The following is a 17,569-nucleotide window of genomic DNA, read 5'->3' on the forward strand; positions in this document are numbered from 1 at the left end:
CGGCGGGGTCGCAGCCGAAATCCGGTTTTCCGAAAAAGCTCATTAATGACGACGCACAAACCGGATGATCGGGTGAGATGGATCTTGAGTATTTAGCTGCCGGGCTGACCTTGCCCGAAGCGGCAGAAGCTCGGAAAATTACGGGGCTGACGGCTGATAGCCGCAAAGTTCAGCCGGGCTTCTTGTTTGCCGCCTTCAAGGGGGCTTCCGTCGACGGGACAAAATTCGCCCCGGACGCAGCAGCGGCCGGGGCAATTGCCATTCTGTGTGCTGAAGAGGCCGCAGATGCAGTGCGTGCACAGGTGCCGAACACGGTTGCCGTTGTCAGTGCCGCAGAGCCTCGTCAGGTTTTTGCGAGAATGGCGGCCCGTTTCTACGGAGCTCAACCCGACACAATAGTTGCCGTCACCGGAACTGCAGGCAAGACATCCGTTGCTCATTTCGCCCGTCAGATTTTCCAGTCTGCAGGCCATCCTGCCGCAAGTCTTGGTACACTGGGCGTTATCAAGCCGGATGGAGAAAGCTACGGCGGCCTGACAACGCCGGACCCGGTTGCCTTGCACAAGCAGTTGGCAGAGCTGGAAGAAGAAGGTGTCAATCACGCGGCGCTTGAGGCCTCTTCGCACGGTCTCGATCAGTACCGGCTGGACGGTGTTCGGCTGACGGCGGCCGCCTTCACCAATCTTGGCCGCGATCACATGGACTATCATCCGACGATCGAGCATTACCTGAATGCAAAGCTTCGCCTGTTCAAAGAGTTGCTTCCGTCAGGCGGCACAGTGGTCTGCGATCCGGGTGAGAAATATGCTGACCGGGTCATGGCGGTCGCGCAGGAGCGAGGACTGCCGCTCTTCACGGTCGGAGAAACCGGCCGGAACCTCACCCTTACCGGCCTGAAACCGATGGGGGCAGGGCAGGAACTGACGATCCAGAGTGCGCGCGGCGAATACAAGGTGACGCTGCCCCTGATCGGTCGCTTCCAGGTTTCCAACGCACTCATTGCTGCCGGTCTCGCGATTGCCGCTGGCATCGACACGGGAACTGCCTTGCGGGCCCTTGAAAACCTGAAGGGGGCTCCGGGCCGTCTTGAACTTGCCGGCAAGACGCCAGCAGGCGGGCTGGTTTTTGTCGATTACGCCCACAAGCCGGACGCGCTTGATAACGCCCTTGCGGCCTTGAAGCCATTTGCCCGTGGCAAGCTGTCCGTGATTATCGGCGCCGGTGGCGACAGGGACCCCGGAAAACGCGAGCTGATGGGGGAAGTCGCGGCTCGCAGGGCCGATCTGGTTATCGTCACCGACGACAACCCGCGCTCGGAAGACCCGGCGACCATTCGCAAGGCGGTGTTGGGTGGCGCACCCGATGCAATGGAGATTGGCGACCGGTATGAAGCGATCGCAGAGGGAGTTCGCCGCCTAAAGGATGGCGATATCCTGTGTGTGGCCGGAAAAGGTCACGAAACGGGCCAGATTGTTGGCGACACAGTGATTCCCTTTTCCGATCACGAAGCCGTAAAGCGCGCCATCAGTCTTGAAGGAAACACATGAGCGACCCGCTTTGGACCCTTGATGCCTTTGTTGAAGCCGCCGGTGGCCGCCTTCAGGGTGATGCTGGCGCTGAAATTACCGGTATATCCATAGACAGCCGGACGCTGGAGCCGGGTGATGCATTCGTCGCGATCACCGGCGACCGTCTGGACGGGCATGATTATGTTGCCGCCGCACTGGAAGCCGGCGCATCGGTGGCGCTGGTTGGCGAGGATCGTTTGTCCAATCTGCCCGAAGATGGCCGCTACGTGGTGGTGGACGATCCGCTTGAAGCCATGCGCAATCTCGGTGTTGCAGCGCGGGCCCGCAGTAGTGCCCGCATTGTCGCGGTTACCGGTTCTGTCGGAAAGACCGGCACGAAGGAAGCGCTGCGCCTGACACTGACAGAATCCGGCAAGGTTCATGCCTCGGTTGCCTCTTTCAACAACCATTGGGGCGTACCGCTGACATTGGCACGCATGCCCGCCGACACGGATTTCGGTGTCTTCGAGATCGGCATGAACCATGCGGGCGAAATCTCGCCGCTGGTAAAGATGGTGCGCCCGCACGTGGTGATCATCACCACCGTTCAGCCGGTACACCTGGAATTTTTCGACAGCGTCGAGCAGATAGCCAAGGCAAAGGCCGAAATTTTCGACGGACTGGAGCCTGGTGGAATTGCGATCCTGAACAAGGACAATCTGCAATTCGACCTGCTGAAGTTTCTGGCTGCTGCTGCCGGTGTTTCCAAAATCCAAACATTTGGCGAAGACCCTTCGGCAGACAGCCATCTCCAGAAGGCAGTCTCCTATCCGGCCGGATCGAGTGTCGACGCCAGCATTCTGGGCCAGGAAATCACGTACAAGATCGGGGCGTCGGGCAAACACCACGTCAAGAATAGCCTGGCAGTCTTGACCGCGGTCGTGGATCTGGGGGCGGATCTTGCAAAAGCAGGACTGGCACTCGATTCCATGCGCGCACCCAAGGGTCGCGGCGAGGTGACCCGTCTGCCCATGCAGAAGGGCGAGTTCAACCTGATCGACGAGAGCTACAACGCCAATCCCGCCTCTATGAAGGCAGCACTTGCCGTGCTGGGCGAGGCGCCTGTCACAAGGCCGGGTCGCCGTATTGCCGTCATTGGAGATATGCGCGAACTGGGGACCGATGCCGACCGTTTGCACGCGGAGTTGCTCCAGCCGATTACCGACGCCGATATCGACGCGGTCTATTGCGCGGGCCCGCACATGCATGCGCTCTGGAAGCTGCTGCCGCATGACCTGCGCGGACACTACTGCGAAGAAGCAAAAGATCTGGAAGACGTGCTTTTGGGCGACGTCCGTTCCGGTGATGTTGTTATGATCAAGGGATCGCTCGGAACCCGGATGGGCCCGCTTGTCGAGGCCTTGAAAAAAGAATATCCGCCTGCGGACGACACCGCAGCGGCGTAAGGGGCATTGGATGTTTTATTTCTTGGGGCAATTCGCGGATCAGATTTCAGCGCTGAACGTGTTCCGTTACATCACTTTCCGAACCGGTGGCGCGATCATGACCGCGCTGTTTTTCGTTTTCCTGTTCGGACCGAAAATCATCGCCAGTCTTCGGATCCGGCAAGGGCATGGGCAGCCGATCCGCGCCGACGGACCTGAAAGTCATCTCCTGACCAAGAAAGGCACGCCCACCATGGGCGGGTTGATGATCCTGTCAGGGGCCCTGGTCGCGGCATTGCTTTGGTCGGATCTTTCCAACCCTTACGTCTGGGTGGTCATCGGCGTCACCCTCGGGTTCGGCGGCATCGGTTTTTATGATGACTACCTGAAGGTCACCAAGTCCTCGCACAAGGGATTTGGCGGCAAGGCCCGGTTGGGCCTGGAGTTCCTGATCGCGGGCGGCGCGGCCTTCGCGGTTACCCTTCTGGATGTGTCCGAATACTCGGAAGCGATCACTTTTCCCTTCATCAAGGATCTGACGCTCAATCTCGGTCTTTTCTTCATTCCCTTCGCGGCCTTCGTGATGGTTGGCGCGGGGAACGCGGTCAACCTGACCGACGGTCTCGATGGTCTGGCAATCGTACCGGTGATGATCGCCTGCGCTTCCTTCGGCCTGATTGCCTATCTTTCCGGTAATGCGGTTTTTGCCAGCTATCTCCAGATCCACCACGTTGCCGGCACCGGTGAACTTGCCGTCATCTGTGGTGCCGTGATCGGCGCGGGTCTAGGCTTCCTGTGGTTCAACGCTCCTCCGGCCGCCATCTTCATGGGTGACACCGGATCACTTGCTCTCGGCGGCATGATCGGCGCGATCGCGGTTGCCACCAAGCACGAGATTGTTCTGGCCATCATTGGAGGCCTCTTCGTGCTCGAAGCCGTGTCGGTCATCGTGCAGGTGTTTTCCTTCAAACTGACCGGCAAGCGGGTCTTCCGAATGGCGCCGATCCACCATCATTTCGAGATCATGGGCTGGACCGAAAGCCAGGTGGTGATCCGCTTCTGGATCATTTCCGTCGTGCTTGCCCTGCTCGGCCTCGCAACCTTGAAGCTGAGGTAGACGCATGATCCCGGTCACCACATTCGACGGCAGAAAGGTTGCCCTGTTCGGGCTCGGCGGGTCCGGGCTTGCAACGGCGCGCGCGCTGAAGGCGGGCGGTGCGGATGTGGTCTGTTTCGACGACAACGAAGCTCGGGTCGCACAAGCTGCCGGCGAGGGGCTTGCAACGCAAGACCTTCGAAACCTTGACTGGTCGGACGTTGCCGCACTGGTTCTTGCACCCGGTGTGCCGCTGACCCATCCGGTGCCGCACTGGTCGGTGGAGCTGGCGCGTGATGCTGGCGTCGAGATTGTCGGGGATGTCGAGCTTTTCTGCCGTGAGCGGCGCAAACAATGCCCGTCCGCGCCGCTGATTGCGATTACCGGTACCAATGGCAAGTCGACGACCACCGCCCTGATCGCGCATCTCCTGAAGGCCCTCGGCCGGGACGTGCAACTCGGCGGTAACATCGGGACGCCGGTCCTCGAACTGGATCCTCCGCAACCCGGTCGGCACTATGTGGTGGAGTGCTCTTCCTACCAGATCGATCTGGCGCCGACCCTGGATGCAACGGTCGGCATTCACATGAACCTGTCACCGGATCATCTCGATCGTCACGGGTCCATGGAAAACTACGCCGCTATCAAGGAGCGGCTTGTTGCCGGTGCCAAGGTCGCGGTTGTGGGAGTTGACGACCGGTTGTCCTCAGCAATTGCCGACAGGCTTGAACTTGCACGCAAGCCCGTGTGCCGGATCGCTGGTGAAAAGGAACTTACCAACGGTATCTACGCTCGCCACGGGCGACTGATCGAGGCGCATGACGGTAGCCAGATCGAAGTTGCGCTGTTAGGCGGGATCGACAGCCTCCGGGGTGACCACAACGGCCAGAATGCGGCGGCTGCCTTCGCGGCTCTGCGTGCGCTGGAAATTCCGGCAGGGCAGATCGCAGAAGCCCTCAAGACCTTCCCGGGACTTCATCACCGCATGGAAGTGGTGGAGAAGAAGGGCCGGGTTCTCTATATCAACGATTCCAAGGCTACCAACGCTGACGCTGCGGCCAGAGCATTGGCAAGTTTCGATCGGATCTACTGGATCGCGGGCGGCCGGGCCAAGGCGGGCGGTATCTCCTCGCTGGACGAATATTTCCCGAAGATCGCCAAGACCTTTCTGATCGGAGAGGCGGCTCAGGATTTCGCCAAGACGCTGGATGGCCGCGTGCCCTTCAAGATCAGCGGAACGCTGACCCAGGCAGTGCAGGACGCCGCTGCCGAGGCGGCAGAGGACGGTGCGGCGGAAATCGCCATACTTTTGTCGCCCGCCTGTGCGAGCTTCGACCAATTCCCGAATTTTGAACTGCGGGGCGCTGCTTTTGTAGATGCGGTGCGTGCCTTGCCCAATTCCGGCAATACCCAGGAGGTCGCCTGATATGGTTTCGCGCGCCGATCGCAGCCGCTTTGCGGAATGGCTCTGGACAGTGGACCACTATCTGCTTGCCGCCTTCAGCCTGCTGATGGTTGGCGGTGTGGTGCTTTCGTTTGCAGCCAGTCCGCCGGTTGCCGAACGCATCGGCGTTGAAACCTTCTATTTCGTCAAGCGACAGGCCATGTTCCTGATCCCGGCCCTGACGATCATGCTCGCCGGCTCGCTGATGACGCCGCGCATGGTCCGGCGAGCGGCACTCATCCTGTTCATCGTGTCACTACTGATGATGGTCGCGACGCTGTTCCTGGGGTTTGAGGCCAAGGGTGCGCGGCGCTGGATCTATATCGCCGGCTTGTCGATACAGCCGTCCGAATTCCTGAAGCCTGCCTTCGTGATCCTGATCGCTTTCCTTCTGTCGGAAAGCGGCCGCCGGCGCGAGGTGCCTGGAGTGCTCTTCGCCTTTGTACTCTTTGCGGTTTGCGCGGCTCTCCTGATCGCCCAGCCGGACTTCGGTCAGACCATGCTGCTCGGCCTGGTCTGGGCAGGGCTGTTCTTTCTGAACGGGATTTCCTGGCTCATCATCATGGCGCTTGGCGTCATCGGGATCGTTGGCCTGTTTGCCGCCTATGCCTTCCTGCCGCACGTGACCAACCGCGTGGACCGGTTCCTCGACCCGAGCTCCGGCGACACCTTCCAGATCGATACGGCCAAGGATTCATTTCTTGCAGGTGGGTGGCTGGGCCGTGGTCCGGGGGAGGGCACCGTCAAGCGGATCCTGCCGGACAGCCACACAGACTTCATCTTCGCCGTTGTTGGCGAGGAGTTCGGCGTAATCGCCTGTCTGCTGCTTGTCTCCGTCTTTGCATTCATCGTCTTGAGAGGCCTGCGTCACGCCAGCCGTGATCAGGATGCCTTCAGTCGTCTTGCCACAGCAGGCCTGACCGTGCTGTTCGGTCTGCAGGCCACGATCAATCTCGCGGTGAACCTTCACCTCATTCCGTCCAAGGGCATGACCCTGCCTTTCGTTTCCTACGGCGGGTCGTCGCTCTTGTCGTCCGCCATGACCGCTGGTGCCATTCTGGCGCTCACGCGCAGGCGGCCGCAGCCGTCGCGCGGTGATGTCGTCACGGTGAGCCGGCTTTCACCCTCTTCCCTGATGTAAGGCCCCATGCCGCACTCATGAGCAAAACTGTTTTACTGACGGCCGGCGGAACGGGCGGCCACCTCTTCCCCGCACAGGCGCTGGCCAGCGAGTTGATCCGGCGCGGCTGGACCGTGGAACTAGCAACCGACGAACGGGCCGACAAATACGGCAGCGCCTTTCCCGCTCGCAAGGTTCACATCATCGCTTCGGAGACCATCCGGGGGCGCAATCCCTTCCTGCTGGCGAAGACCGCAGTGAAACTGTTTCTTGGAACGCTGCAGGCACGCAAGGTGATCAAGGCCTTGAAACCGGATGTCGTGGCCGGGTTTGGTGGTTATCCGACGTTTCCGCCAATGTATGCTGCCCGGCTCACGGGCACGCCCTCCATCCTGCACGAAGCAAACGGCGTCATGGGGCGGGCCAACCGCCTGTTGGCGAAGGGCGTGACCGCCATTGCCACAAGCGTTCCGATCGAAGATCTGCCGGCGGATTTCAAGGCCAAGCTGACTGAAACGGGCAACCCTGTTCGGGACGCCGTCCTAGCGGCTGCGGAGTTGCCCTACTCGGCACCGCTCACTGGGGGAACGTTCAACCTGCTGGTCTTCGGCGGATCCCAGGGCGCGCGCTTCTTTTCCGACCTGTTGCCGCTGGCGCTTGAAAAACTGCCTGCCGACATCCGCGCCCGTTTGCGGATCGTGCAGCAGTGCCGTCCGGAGGACATGGAGCGGGTACAGGCGGTTTACGACAGTCTGGGCGTTCAGGCCGAATGCGCGCCATTCTTCCAGGACATGCCACAGCGGATTGCCCAGGCGCATCTGGTGATCTGCCGGTCCGGTGCGTCGTCGGTCAGCGAGCTCAGCGTTCTTGGCCGTCCCTCCATCCTGGTACCGTTGCCCGGAGCCATTGATCAGGACCAGGCTGCCAATGCCAAGGTGCTTGAAAAGGCAGGTGGGGCCTGGCCGATCCGTCAGGTCGACCTCTATCCGGAGCGGCTGGCCCAGGAAATCACCCGATTCATGAATGCACCCGAAATGCTGGGCGAAGCAGCGCTAAAGGCGCGCAGCGTCGCCAGGCCTGACGCGGTGAAAAGACTTGCCGACCTCGTCGAGAAGGTCGCAGCAAAACAAGGAGAACGGCCATGAAGATGCCGCAGGACATCGGACCGGTTCATTTTGTCGGCATCGGCGGTATCGGCATGAGCGGGATTGCCGAAGTGCTGAAGACCCTCGGCTACACGGTGCAAGGCTCGGACATGGCGGAAAACGCCAATGTTCAGCGCCTGCGTGACAACGGCATCAAGGTTTCCATTGGCCATGCCGCAGAAAACCTGGGCGATGCCGAGGTGCTGGTCGTGTCTTCCGCCATAAAGAAGGACAACCCGGAACTGGTCGCGGCCCGTGAAAAGCTGATCCCTGTGGTGCGACGGGCGGAAATGCTGGCCGAGTTGATGCGCTTCAAGCAGGCGATCGCCGTTGGCGGGACACATGGCAAGACCACGACCACATCGATGGTGGCCGCTCTTCTCGATGCTGGCGGTCTGGATCCGACGGTGATCAATGGCGGTATCATCAATGCCTATGGCACCAATGCCCGCATGGGCGAGGGTGACTGGATGGTAGTCGAGGCAGACGAGAGCGACGGCACCTTCGTCAAGCTGCCGGCTGATGTCGCCATCGTCACAAACATCGATCCGGAGCATCTGGATCACTACGGCGACTTCGCCGGCGTGCGCGCTGCCTTCCGGCAGTTCGTTGAAAATGTGCCCTTCTACGGCTTTGCCGTCATGTGTCTCGACCATCCCGAAGTCCAGACGATGATCGGGACCATCGAGGACCGGCGTGTCGTCACCTATGGCGCCAATCCGCAGGCCGACGTTCGCTACACCGATGTGTCGATGGATGGTGGCAAGTCGATCTTCTCCGTGACCCTTCGTGACCGCCGCAGCGGGCAGGTGATCGAACTGAACGACCTGACGCTGCCGATGCCGGGCCTTCACAACGTTTCGAATGCCACCGCGGCTATCGCGGTTGCCTCGCAGCTGGGTGTCGAGGCGGACGATCTCAGAAAAGGCATTGCCGCCTTCGGCGGGGTCAAGCGGCGCTTCACGCACACCGGTACGGTGGGCGGCGTTCAGATATTCGACGATTACGGCCACCACCCTGTTGAAATCAAGGCCGTGCTCCATGCGGCGCGCGAGTCGACAAAAGGCAAGGTAATCGCGGTGATGCAGCCGCATCGCTATTCGCGCCTGCACAGCCTGTTCGATGATTTCTCGAACTGCTTCAACGATGCGGATGCGGTGATTATCGCTCCTGTCTACGCCGCGGGGGAGCAGCCGATCGAGGGAGCGGCACATACCGATCTCGTCTCGGGCATGAAGACCCGCGGTCACAGAAACGTTCGGGCGATCGAGGGCCCGGAAGAGCTGCCGGCGCTTGTCAAGGAACTGACCGAGCCGGGCGACTTCGTGGTTTGCCTCGGGGCCGGCAACATCACCCAGTGGGCGTACGCGCTGCCGAAACAGCTGGAAGAGCTTTAAGGAGGACGTCACATGGCGTTTCCCGATCTGCTGGAGCAGTATCCGGAGCTTGCCGAAGGTATCGGCGGCAAGCTGACGGCCAACCAGCCACTGTCTGCGGTCACGTGGTTCCGCACTGGTGGTCCCGCGCAGTTGATGTTCCAGCCGGCGGATGAAGACGACCTTGCTGCCTTCCTGAAAAAGCTTCCGAAAGATGTTCCGGTGCTGCCGGTAGGGCTGGGTTCCAACCTGCTGATCCGTGACGGCGGCCTGAAGGGCGTTGTCATTCGCCTGAGTGCAAAGGGCTTCGGTTCCATTGAGGAAGTCGGCGGTAACAGGTTGAAGGCAGGGGCGGCCGTGCCGGACAAGCGTCTGGCGGAAGCTGCGGCCAAGGCCGGTCTCGGCGGTTTTGCGTTTTACACAGGTATTCCTGGTGGTCTGGGCGGTGCGCTGCGCATGAATGCGGGCGCTCACGGCACGGAAACCCGCGAGCGCATGGTGGAGCTGACCGCTGTCGACCGGGACGGCAACCGCCACGTTCTGACGAATGAGGACATGGGCTATGCCTATCGCCACTCGGAAGCTTCGAAAGACCTGATCTTTACCTCCGCCGTCTTTGAAGGCGTGCCGCAGGACGAAGCCTCGATCCGACAGGAAATGGCCGACGTTGTCGCCCACCGCGAACGGGCGCAGCCGATCCGTGAAAAGACCGGCGGATCCACCTTCAAGAACCCGCCCGGTACATCGGCATGGAAAGAGGTCGACGCGGCCGGATGCCGTGGCCTGACCGTCGGTGGAGCGCAAATGTCCGAAATGCATTGCAACTTCATGATCAATACCGGAACGGCCACCGGACATGATCTCGAACTGCTGGGGGAAACCGTGCGCTCGCGCGTGTTGGCGCACAGCGGCATCCGCCTGGAGTGGGAGATCAAGCGCCTGGGTGAATTCGGTTCAGAGGGGGCTATCGAGCCATTTCTGGGCAAGGAAGGGGAGGCTGCCTGATGGCAAGCAAACATGTCGCTGTTCTGATGGGGGGCTGGGTTAACGAGCGTCCTGTAAGCCTCGCCAGCGGCAAGGGCTGCGCCGATGCGCTGGAAGAAGCCGGCTACCGGGTCACCAAGGTCGATGTTGACCGCAATATTTCCGCTGTTCTCAAAGATTTGAAGCCCGATGTGGTCTTTAACGCTCTTCACGGTCCCTTCGGCGAGGATGGCTGCGTTCAGGGAATATTAGAAGTTCTTAACATCCCGTACACACATTCCGGTGTGCTCGCCTCAAGCCTTGCAATGAACAAGGTGAAGGCAAAAGCGGTGATGAATGCAGCCGGAATTCCGGTCACGGAACACCTTGTTGTCAACCGCCGGGAGATCACCCGCGAGCATCCGATGAAGCCGCCATATGTGCTGAAACCCATCAACGAGGGATCGAGCTTCGGAGTGCTGATTGTCAAGGAAGATCAAGAGTTTCCGCCACAGGAACTGGGGCGGGAGGACTGGCCTTACCCTGACGTTCTGATGTGCGAAAAGTTCATCAGCGGGCGGGAGCTGACCTGTGCCGTCATGGATGATACGGCCCTGGGCGTCATCGACATAGTGCCGTTAGGTCACGGCTTCTACGATTACGACGCAAAATATGCACAAGGCGGTTCAAAACACATTCTTCCTGCAAAAATTTCACCGATTGTTTACCAAACCATAGAGACACTAGCAGTTAAGGCGCATCAGGCTCTGGGTTGCCGCGGTGTTTCCCGCGCCGACTTCCGATTCGATGAAAAGGAAGACGGATCCGGAGAGCTGATTTGCCTAGAAGTGAACACGCAGCCAGGCATGACGCCGACTTCTCTTGTACCCGAAATGGCGGCCCACAAGGGGATGAGTTTCAAGGACCTGGTCAGCTGGATGGTTGAGGACGCGAGTTGCTGTCGATAAGGCGCAAACATTACCGGGACGCTATGACCCCGCTGGAGGCTGAACTGGCTCCGCGCGGGCGCGGTGTGCCGCGTTTGCACCGCCAGCCGGTGTGGCGTTCGGCCGGGCGCCTGGCAGATCTGCCACGCTGGTCGGGATCTGCTGCTGCGCTGACTTTCTTAACCTTAACAATTGGTTATGGAATAGTCATAGGGGGGCACGGCCGGCTTGTTGCCGACAGTCTCCTGTCCGCTGCTGGTTTCGGCATCGAGGCCGTCAAGCTGTCCGGCCAGCGTGAAATCAACGAGTTCCAGATCCTGGAAGCGCTGGAAATTCACGAGGGTTCCTCGCTCGCCCTGTTTGACGCCAATAGCGCTCGCGAGCGTCTTAACGAGATGGCCTGGGTGAAGAGCGCTTCGGTGATGAAGCTCTATCCGAGCACGCTGCAGATCAACATCGAGGAACGCGTGCCCTATGCGCTGTGGCAGCGCGGCGACATGGTCTCGATCGTAAACGAATCAGGTGACGTGATCACCGACGAGGTGGACGGGCGTTATGCCAATCTGCTGCTTGTCGTGAACCACGGTGCTCAGCGCCGGGCATCCGAGATCAACACCTCGCTGGAGAAGGTCCCGGGCCTGCGTCCGCGCGTGCGCGCGGCGTTCCTGATCAGCGATCGCCGCTGGGACCTGCAGCTTGAGAACGGGATTTCGATCCGCTTGCCCCAAGACAACATCGACGCCGCCTTGGCAGATCTGGTGAAAATGGATGAAGAAAGCGGGCTTCTGTCCCGGGATATCGTTGCCATCGACATGCGTCTGGCAGACCGCGTGACCGTGCGCCTCTCCGACGAGGCTGCCGAACAGCGCAAGGTCATGACGGGCGGCAAGGGCCGCTCAGGCAAAAAGGAGCGTGACACGTGAGCCGCTCCGACAACAACCTCTACCTGCCGAAGATGCGGCCGCTGCCGAGCCGTCGTGCCGTCATCATGTCGGTTCTGGACGTGGGCTCCACGAAGGTCTGCTGCCTGATCGCCAAACTGGTGCCGCAGGAAGAAAAGGCAATTCTTTCCAGCCGCTCCCACAAAGTGGAAGTGCTGGGGTACGGTTATCAGCGCTCGCGCGGGATCAAGTCCGGCGTCGTTGTCGACATGGATGCTGCCGAACAGGCCATCCGTCTGGCAGTCGACAGTGCCGAGCGCATGGCCGGCGTGACGGTCGAGTCGCTGATCGCAAACATCAGCTGCGGACGCCTGCAGAGCGAGATCTACAGCGCCAACGTTCCGCTGGCAGGCGACAGCGTGTCTGAAGCCGATATCCAGCGGGTGCTTTCCGCCGGCTCCAGCCACTCGGTGACCGACGGCCGGGCCGTCACACACGCCTTGCCGATCTCCTATTCGCTGGACGGCAGCCGCGGCATCCGCGATCCGCGTGGCATGATGGGCCACAAGCTGGGCGTCGACATGCAGGTCGTGACGGCGGAAGTTCCGCCTGTGCGCAATCTGGAACTGTGCATCAACCGCGGTCACCTTCATGTGGAAACCATGGTGGCGACGCCGTTTGCCAGTGGCCTGTCCACCATCGTGGATGACGAAGCCGAGCTTGGCGTCGCCTGCATCGACATGGGCGGCGGCACGACGACATTGTCGGTCTTTGTCGATGGCCACATGGTGCACCTGGATGCGATTGCCGTTGGTGGCAATCACGTCACCACCGATATCGCCCGCGCTTTTGCAACCCGTCTGCAGGATGCGGAGCGTTTGAAAACCCTTTACGGCTCGCCGCTGGCGTCCAGCTCGGACGATCGTGACATGCTCACGGTGCCGCCGCTGGAAAGTGACAGCGACCTGCCGAACCAGATCCCACGCTCGGCGTTGACCCGGGTTATCCGGCCGCGCGTGGAAGAAATCCTTGAACTCGTGAGGGATCGGCTTACGGCGTCCGGCTTTGCCGGGCGTGTCGGTAAGCAGATCGTTCTGACCGGGGGCGCAAGTCAGCTCACGGGTCTTGGAGAAGTTGCGCGTCACATCCTGGGGCGCAACGTCCGTCTTGGCCGGCCTCTAGGCGTCGCCGGTCTTCCCGAGGCTGCCAAAGGTCCGGCTTTTGCCGCCGCTGTCGGTCTCTTGATTTATCCGCAGGTCGCTCAGATCGAACAGTTCGAACACAAGAACCGGAGATCAGGGTGGGGCGGGCAATCTGGTTACCTGGCCCGCGTGGGCCAATGGATCAGGGAAAGCTTCTGACGACATGAGCCAAGAAGACGACATCCAGGAAGTTGAGCTGCCAGAAATGGCAGAGGAGATTAGGGAAGAAGAGGCTACTCCCGTACCGGGGGCGCCAGTGGGTCGCGAGGATAATATGACCATCAACCTGAAGATGCCCGACATTCAGGAGCTGAAGCCACGCATTACGGTCTTCGGCGTCGGCGGCGCGGGCGGAAACGCCGTCAATAACATGATCACTGCAGGTCTCCAGGGCTGCGACTTCGTCGTTGCCAACACGGATGCCCAGGCACTGGCCATGAACCATTCAGACAGGCTCGTCCAGATGGGCGTGGCCGTGACTGAAGGTCTTGGCGCAGGCTCCCAGCCGGAAGTCGGCTGCGCAGCTGCCGAGGAAGTGATCGACGAAATCAACGATCACCTGTCCGGATCGCACATGGTGTTCATCACCGCCGGCATGGGCGGTGGAACCGGCACCGGTGCCGCACCCGTTATCGCACGGGCGGCACGCGAGCAGGGTATACTGACGGTAGGTGTGGTGACCAAACCGTTCCAGTTCGAAGGCGCTCGCCGTATGCGGATCGCCGATTCCGGTATCGAGGAACTGCAGCGGAGTGTCGACACACTGATCGTCATTCCGAACCAGAACCTGTTCCGGATTGCCAATGCCCAGACCACCTTCGCCGACGCATTCGCGATGGCCGACCAGGTGCTCTACTCTGGTGTTGCCTGCATCACCGACCTGATGGTGAAGGAAGGTCTCATCAACCTCGACTTCGCCGACGTTCGCTCCGTGATGCGCGGCATGGGCAAGGCCATGATGGGCACCGGCGAAGCTAGTGGCGAAAAGCGTGCACAGCAGGCGGCGGAAGCGGCCATTGCCAACCCGCTGCTCGACGAATCCTCGATGAAGGGCGCAAGAGGCCTGCTCATCTCCATTACGGGCGGCAACGACCTGACGCTGTTCGAAGTGGATGAAGCGGCTACCCGCATCCGCGAGGAAGTTGACGCCGACGCCAACATCATTCTGGGCGCGACCTTCGACGAGACGCTGGATGGTCTCATCCGCGTGTCCGTCGTTGCAACCGGCATTGACAGGGAGGAAGGCCTTGCGGCCAACACGTTTCCCGGAACAGCATCTCAGCCTGTAAAGGCCGAAGCTCCGGCGGTAAGCCGGACACCGGAAATCAACACTCAGCGCCCGGCCGCTCTGGCTGAAAAGGCTCACGCCGAAAATGCCGCTGCCAAGGCCGTTGCCAATCTGGAACGGGAACTTGCCATTCCGGATCCGCAGCCGGTCGCCGTCGCAAGCGATCCGGCTGTCGAGATCAAGAAGGTGCAGCCGGCAGCAGGTTCGCTTGCAGCCAAGCCGCAGATGCTCGACATCGAAGACGAAGCCCGGGCACCTGTCGCAGAAGACATGCCGGTCAGCCAGCCTTACATTCCGCCGGTTGCCGCCGAGCATAACCCTGCACCGCGCATGCCGCGGGTGGAGGATTTCCCGCCGATCGCTCAGCGTGAAATTCAGGCAAAGCAGCAGACTGCAAATGTAGCCCAGCCTCAGCAGGCCGTTGCCCAGCAGCGTCCTCAGCAGCCTGCTCCGGCACCGAGCTATGAAGAGCACGTCGAAGACGACCGCCGCCCGATGGGGCTGCTGCGTCGCCTTGCAAGCGGCCTTGGCCGTCATCACGAAGAAGATCAGGAACATGACATGGCTGCCGCACCGGTTGCCCGTCCTGCTCCGCAGATGCAGCCGGCCCAGCAGGCCGCCCCGCGTGCGCCCCAGCAACGTCCCGCAGCTCATGGCGCTGCAGGCCAGCTGGACAACACCGGGCGGGCAACGCCGAAGCCGGTAACTGCAACAGAAGACGAACAATTGGAAATTCCGGCGTTTCTTCGCCGCCAGGCCAACTGATTCGAGACCCGATCATCTTCCCTGATCGTTACAGCCCGGAGTTCACGCTCCGGGCTGTTTCCGTAACGGAACAAATTCCCGTTTTAATTCAGTGATTTGAAAGCCTGTGAATCGTTACAAATCGTAATAAAGCTTTATTTCGCCCAATTGGGGTTCGGGACTATGTTCCCAGCCAACGCGGGATCGTTAAAAGTCCGTAACCCTTTAAGGGCAAATAGAGGGCTTGTTTCCGCCGCAAACCGGAAGGGCAGGGTTTTATGACCGCATATGTTGACCGACAGACGACGCTAGCCGATCAGGTGACCCTGACCGGGATTGGCGTTCATTCGGGCAAACCCGCGTCGATCACTCTCGTACCGGCCGAAGCTGGTGTGGGGATTGTGTTCACCCGCACCGACCAGGAAAACTCCACCGAAGTTCCGGCACTCTGGAACAAGGTATCCGCAACAGCACTTTGCACCGTTCTCGGCGATCCTTCCAGTGAAGGTGTCGCGACCGTTGAACATCTCATGGCTGCTCTTTTCGGCATGGGTGTCGACAACCTGATCGTGGAAATCGACGGTCCGGAAATGCCGGTCATGGACGGCAGCAGCGTTGCGTTTGTCGAAGCAATCGAGCAGATCGGCCTGAAACGCCTGGACCGGGGACGCCGGTACCTGAAGGTGAAGAAGACCGTTCGCGTCGACAACGGCACGGCATGGTGCGAGCTGCACCCCTACAACGGCACCAAGTTCGATATCACCATCGACTTCGACACGCCGCTGATCGGTCGCCAGCAGTTCTCTTCCGACATCACCCCGGACGTGTTCCGTGACGAGCTTTCCCGTGCGCGCACCTTCGGCTACGTGAAGGATGTCGAGCAGCTTTGGAAGATGGGCTTTGCCTTGGGATCGTCGCTGGAAAATTCCGTGGCGATTGCCGAGGACAAGGTTCTCAATCCGGAAGGCACCCGCTGGCCGGACGAGTTCGCACGTCACAAGGCGCTGGACGCGGTTGGCGACCTGGCTCTTGCCGGTCTGCCGATCCTGGGTCTCTACCGCTCCTACAAGGGCGGGCACAAGATGAACCACGCGATCCTGGTCAAGCTGTTTGAAGATCCGAGCGCGTTCGAAATCGTCGAGTCGCCTGCGTTCCGCAAGGTCGGCCAGGTCGACAAGGGCGGTATCGCAGCCGCTGCTGCTTTCGGGCCTGACGTCTCCTGATATAATTTTGATCGGCCGCTTTGATGAAGCGGCCGTTTTCTTTTCGGCGGAATTCGGAACCTATTTGGACCGGTTGCCATAAAATTGCTCAAAAAAACCGTCAGATGGCCGATGAGGACGTGACGGGGACCGGTGATTTCCGCTAAACACTCCTGTCGATAAATTTGCAAGGCCGCATGACATGGGCCTTAGGGGCCGGAAAGGTCCGGGAGTATAGGCGTGAACGGAATGGATACTGGTTCTGAAGTGAACAGAGCCAAACACATGAAAACCTTCCTGAGATTGGCCGTTCTGGCTGTACCGCTTGCGCTTGCCGCATGCGGTGGCAAGGACGATCTCGATGAGCTGGCACTCAACGATACGCCGCCGGAAGTTCTGTTCAACGAAGGCCTGTCCCTGCGCGCGCAAGGCAAACTGCGCGATTCGACCCAGAAATTCGAAGAGCTCGACAAGCTCTATCCCTATTCTGAATACTCCAAGAAGTCGCTCGTGAACCTGGCGTTCCTAAACTACTCGCGCGGCAAGTACACGGAAACCGTAACTGCGGCGAAGCGGTTCGTGACGCTCTATCCGGGGGACGAGGATTCAGCCTACATGCTGTATCTCGCCGGTCAGGCCTATTTCCGCCAGATGCCGGACATTACCCGCGACCAGGCCGTGACCCGGAAGGCAGCTGGTGCGTTCAACGAGCTGATCCAGCGCTTCCCGGAATCGGAATATGTGCCGGATGCCGAAAGCAAGCTGCGCATCGTTCATGACCAGCTTGGTGGCAAGGAAATGCAGGTCGGTCGCTTCTACCTGAAGAAGCGCAACTACATCGCGGGGATCAACCGCTTCAAGACGGTTGTCGTCGATTACCAGACCACGCGGCACGTGGAAGAAGCCCTGTTCCGCCTGACCGAAGCCTACTACGCGCTCGGTGTCGTCAACGAAGCGCAGACGGCCGCAGCCGTGCTCGGGCACAACTACCCGGACAGCCAGTGGTACAAGGACGCCTATTCGCTGCTCAACAAGGGTGGGTACGAGCCTTCCGAAGACAGCGGCAGCTGGATCAGTCGCGCCTTCAAGAGCATCTGACGCCTGGTTTAATCCCGAAATGGCTTCAGCCTCGCAAATGAGGTTGAAAAGGCCCAAACAGGCTCTTTCAAGACGCTTCGGTCCTCCTATATGGTGGGCCGAACTTTAAG

The 17,569-nt window shown here is 60.4% G+C and carries 14 protein-coding genes; all 14 read left to right on the forward strand.

Annotated features, from left to right (window positions below; genetic code table 11):
- Positions 1-77: 77 nt before the first annotated feature.
- Positions 78-1,547: a UDP-N-acetylmuramoyl-L-alanyl-D-glutamate--2,6-diaminopimelate ligase gene (locus tag ACP90_RS09250; protein ID WP_062488123.1), complete on the forward strand. Its 1,470-nt coding sequence runs from the start codon at positions 78-80 to the stop codon at positions 1,545-1,547.
- Entirely contained in the window at positions 1,544-2,974 is a 1,431-nt protein-coding gene (locus ACP90_RS09255) for a UDP-N-acetylmuramoylalanyl-D-glutamyl-2,6-diaminopimelate--D-alanyl-D-alanine ligase (protein WP_062488125.1), read from the forward strand. The genes ACP90_RS09250 and ACP90_RS09255 overlap by 4 nt, the downstream gene beginning before the upstream one ends.
- A 10-nt stretch (positions 2,975-2,984) precedes the next feature.
- Positions 2,985-4,070 carry a phospho-N-acetylmuramoyl-pentapeptide-transferase gene (mraY, locus tag ACP90_RS09260; RefSeq protein WP_023000490.1) on the forward strand — a complete coding sequence of 362 codons (1,086 nt, stop codon included), beginning with the start codon at positions 2,985-2,987 and terminating at the stop codon, positions 4,068-4,070.
- Between the two features lie 4 nt (positions 4,071-4,074).
- Positions 4,075-5,475, forward strand: a complete 1,401-nt coding sequence (murD, locus tag ACP90_RS09265; RefSeq protein WP_062488126.1) for a UDP-N-acetylmuramoyl-L-alanine--D-glutamate ligase — start codon at positions 4,075-4,077, stop codon at positions 5,473-5,475.
- A gap of 1 nt (position 5,476) precedes the next feature.
- Positions 5,477-6,634, forward strand: coding sequence for a putative lipid II flippase FtsW (gene ftsW / locus ACP90_RS09270; protein WP_023000492.1), 1,158 nt, complete (start codon positions 5,477-5,479; stop codon positions 6,632-6,634).
- A gap of 17 nt (positions 6,635-6,651) precedes the next feature.
- On the forward strand, positions 6,652-7,758 hold the full coding sequence (gene murG / locus ACP90_RS09275; protein ID WP_062488127.1) for an undecaprenyldiphospho-muramoylpentapeptide beta-N-acetylglucosaminyltransferase: 1,107 nt from the start codon (positions 6,652-6,654) through the stop codon (positions 7,756-7,758).
- The gene (murC, locus tag ACP90_RS09280; protein WP_062488129.1) at positions 7,755-9,155 is read left to right on the forward strand and encodes a UDP-N-acetylmuramate--L-alanine ligase; all 1,401 of its coding nucleotides are present in this window, start codon (positions 7,755-7,757) and stop codon (positions 9,153-9,155) included. Before murG ends, murC begins: the two co-directional genes overlap by 4 nt.
- Positions 9,156-9,167: 12 nt before the next feature.
- Positions 9,168-10,139 carry a UDP-N-acetylmuramate dehydrogenase gene (gene murB, locus ACP90_RS09285; RefSeq protein WP_062488131.1) on the forward strand — a complete coding sequence of 324 codons (972 nt, stop codon included), beginning with the start codon at positions 9,168-9,170 and terminating at the stop codon, positions 10,137-10,139.
- A complete protein-coding gene (locus ACP90_RS09290; RefSeq protein WP_062488133.1) occupies positions 10,139-11,065 on the forward strand; it encodes a D-alanine--D-alanine ligase in 927 nt (308 codons plus the stop codon). The genes murB and ACP90_RS09290 overlap by 1 nt, the downstream gene beginning before the upstream one ends.
- Positions 11,066-11,088: 23 nt before the next feature.
- Positions 11,089-11,967, forward strand: a complete 879-nt coding sequence (locus ACP90_RS09295) for a cell division protein FtsQ/DivIB (RefSeq protein WP_208993490.1) — start codon at positions 11,089-11,091, stop codon at positions 11,965-11,967.
- Between the two features lie 32 nt (positions 11,968-11,999).
- Positions 12,000-13,286 carry a cell division protein FtsA gene (gene ftsA, locus ACP90_RS09300; RefSeq protein WP_031269119.1) on the forward strand — a complete coding sequence of 429 codons (1,287 nt, stop codon included), beginning with the start codon at positions 12,000-12,002 and terminating at the stop codon, positions 13,284-13,286.
- 115 nt (positions 13,287-13,401) lie between these two features.
- Positions 13,402-15,180 (forward strand): cell division protein FtsZ, encoded by a 1,779-nt coding sequence (ftsZ, locus tag ACP90_RS09305; RefSeq protein WP_062491483.1) that lies wholly within the window; start codon positions 13,402-13,404, stop codon positions 15,178-15,180.
- 257 nt (positions 15,181-15,437) lie between these two features.
- Positions 15,438-16,382: a UDP-3-O-acyl-N-acetylglucosamine deacetylase gene (gene lpxC / locus ACP90_RS09310; protein ID WP_023000500.1), complete on the forward strand. Its 945-nt coding sequence runs from the start codon at positions 15,438-15,440 to the stop codon at positions 16,380-16,382.
- Between the two features lie 228 nt (positions 16,383-16,610).
- Positions 16,611-17,459, forward strand: a complete 849-nt coding sequence (locus tag ACP90_RS09315; RefSeq protein WP_051990129.1) for an outer membrane protein assembly factor BamD — start codon at positions 16,611-16,613, stop codon at positions 17,457-17,459.
- Positions 17,460-17,569 lie beyond the last annotated feature (110 nt).

Origin of the sequence: Labrenzia sp. CP4 (assembly GCF_001579905.1) — a bacterium.
GTDB classification, from domain to species: Bacteria; Pseudomonadota; Alphaproteobacteria; order Rhizobiales; family Stappiaceae; genus Roseibium; species Roseibium algicola.

What these genes read in the sequence shown, in the direction of transcription:
- ACP90_RS09250 (WP_062488123.1), top strand. Translation starts at nt 78, where the DNA reads ATGGATCTTGAGTATTTAGCTGCCGGGCTGACCTTGCCCGAAGCGGCA.
- ACP90_RS09255 (WP_062488125.1), top strand. Translation starts at nt 1,544, where the DNA reads ATGAGCGACCCGCTTTGGACCCTTGATGCCTTTGTTGAAGCCGCCGGT.
- mraY (WP_023000490.1), top strand. Translation starts at nt 2,985, where the DNA reads ATGTTTTATTTCTTGGGGCAATTCGCGGATCAGATTTCAGCGCTGAAC.
- murD (WP_062488126.1), top strand. Translation starts at nt 4,075, where the DNA reads ATGATCCCGGTCACCACATTCGACGGCAGAAAGGTTGCCCTGTTCGGG.
- ftsW (WP_023000492.1), top strand. Translation starts at nt 5,477, where the DNA reads ATGGTTTCGCGCGCCGATCGCAGCCGCTTTGCGGAATGGCTCTGGACA.
- murG (WP_062488127.1), top strand. Translation starts at nt 6,652, where the DNA reads ATGAGCAAAACTGTTTTACTGACGGCCGGCGGAACGGGCGGCCACCTC.
- murC (WP_062488129.1), top strand. Translation starts at nt 7,755, where the DNA reads ATGAAGATGCCGCAGGACATCGGACCGGTTCATTTTGTCGGCATCGGC.
- murB (WP_062488131.1), top strand. Translation starts at nt 9,168, where the DNA reads ATGGCGTTTCCCGATCTGCTGGAGCAGTATCCGGAGCTTGCCGAAGGT.
- ACP90_RS09290 (WP_062488133.1), top strand. Translation starts at nt 10,139, where the DNA reads ATGGCAAGCAAACATGTCGCTGTTCTGATGGGGGGCTGGGTTAACGAG.
- ACP90_RS09295 (WP_208993490.1), top strand. Translation starts at nt 11,089, where the DNA reads ATGACCCCGCTGGAGGCTGAACTGGCTCCGCGCGGGCGCGGTGTGCCG.
- ftsA (WP_031269119.1), top strand. Translation starts at nt 12,000, where the DNA reads ATGCGGCCGCTGCCGAGCCGTCGTGCCGTCATCATGTCGGTTCTGGAC.
- ftsZ (WP_062491483.1), top strand. Translation starts at nt 13,402, where the DNA reads ATGACCATCAACCTGAAGATGCCCGACATTCAGGAGCTGAAGCCACGC.
- lpxC (WP_023000500.1), top strand. Translation starts at nt 15,438, where the DNA reads ATGACCGCATATGTTGACCGACAGACGACGCTAGCCGATCAGGTGACC.
- ACP90_RS09315 (WP_051990129.1), top strand. Translation starts at nt 16,611, where the DNA reads ATGGATACTGGTTCTGAAGTGAACAGAGCCAAACACATGAAAACCTTC.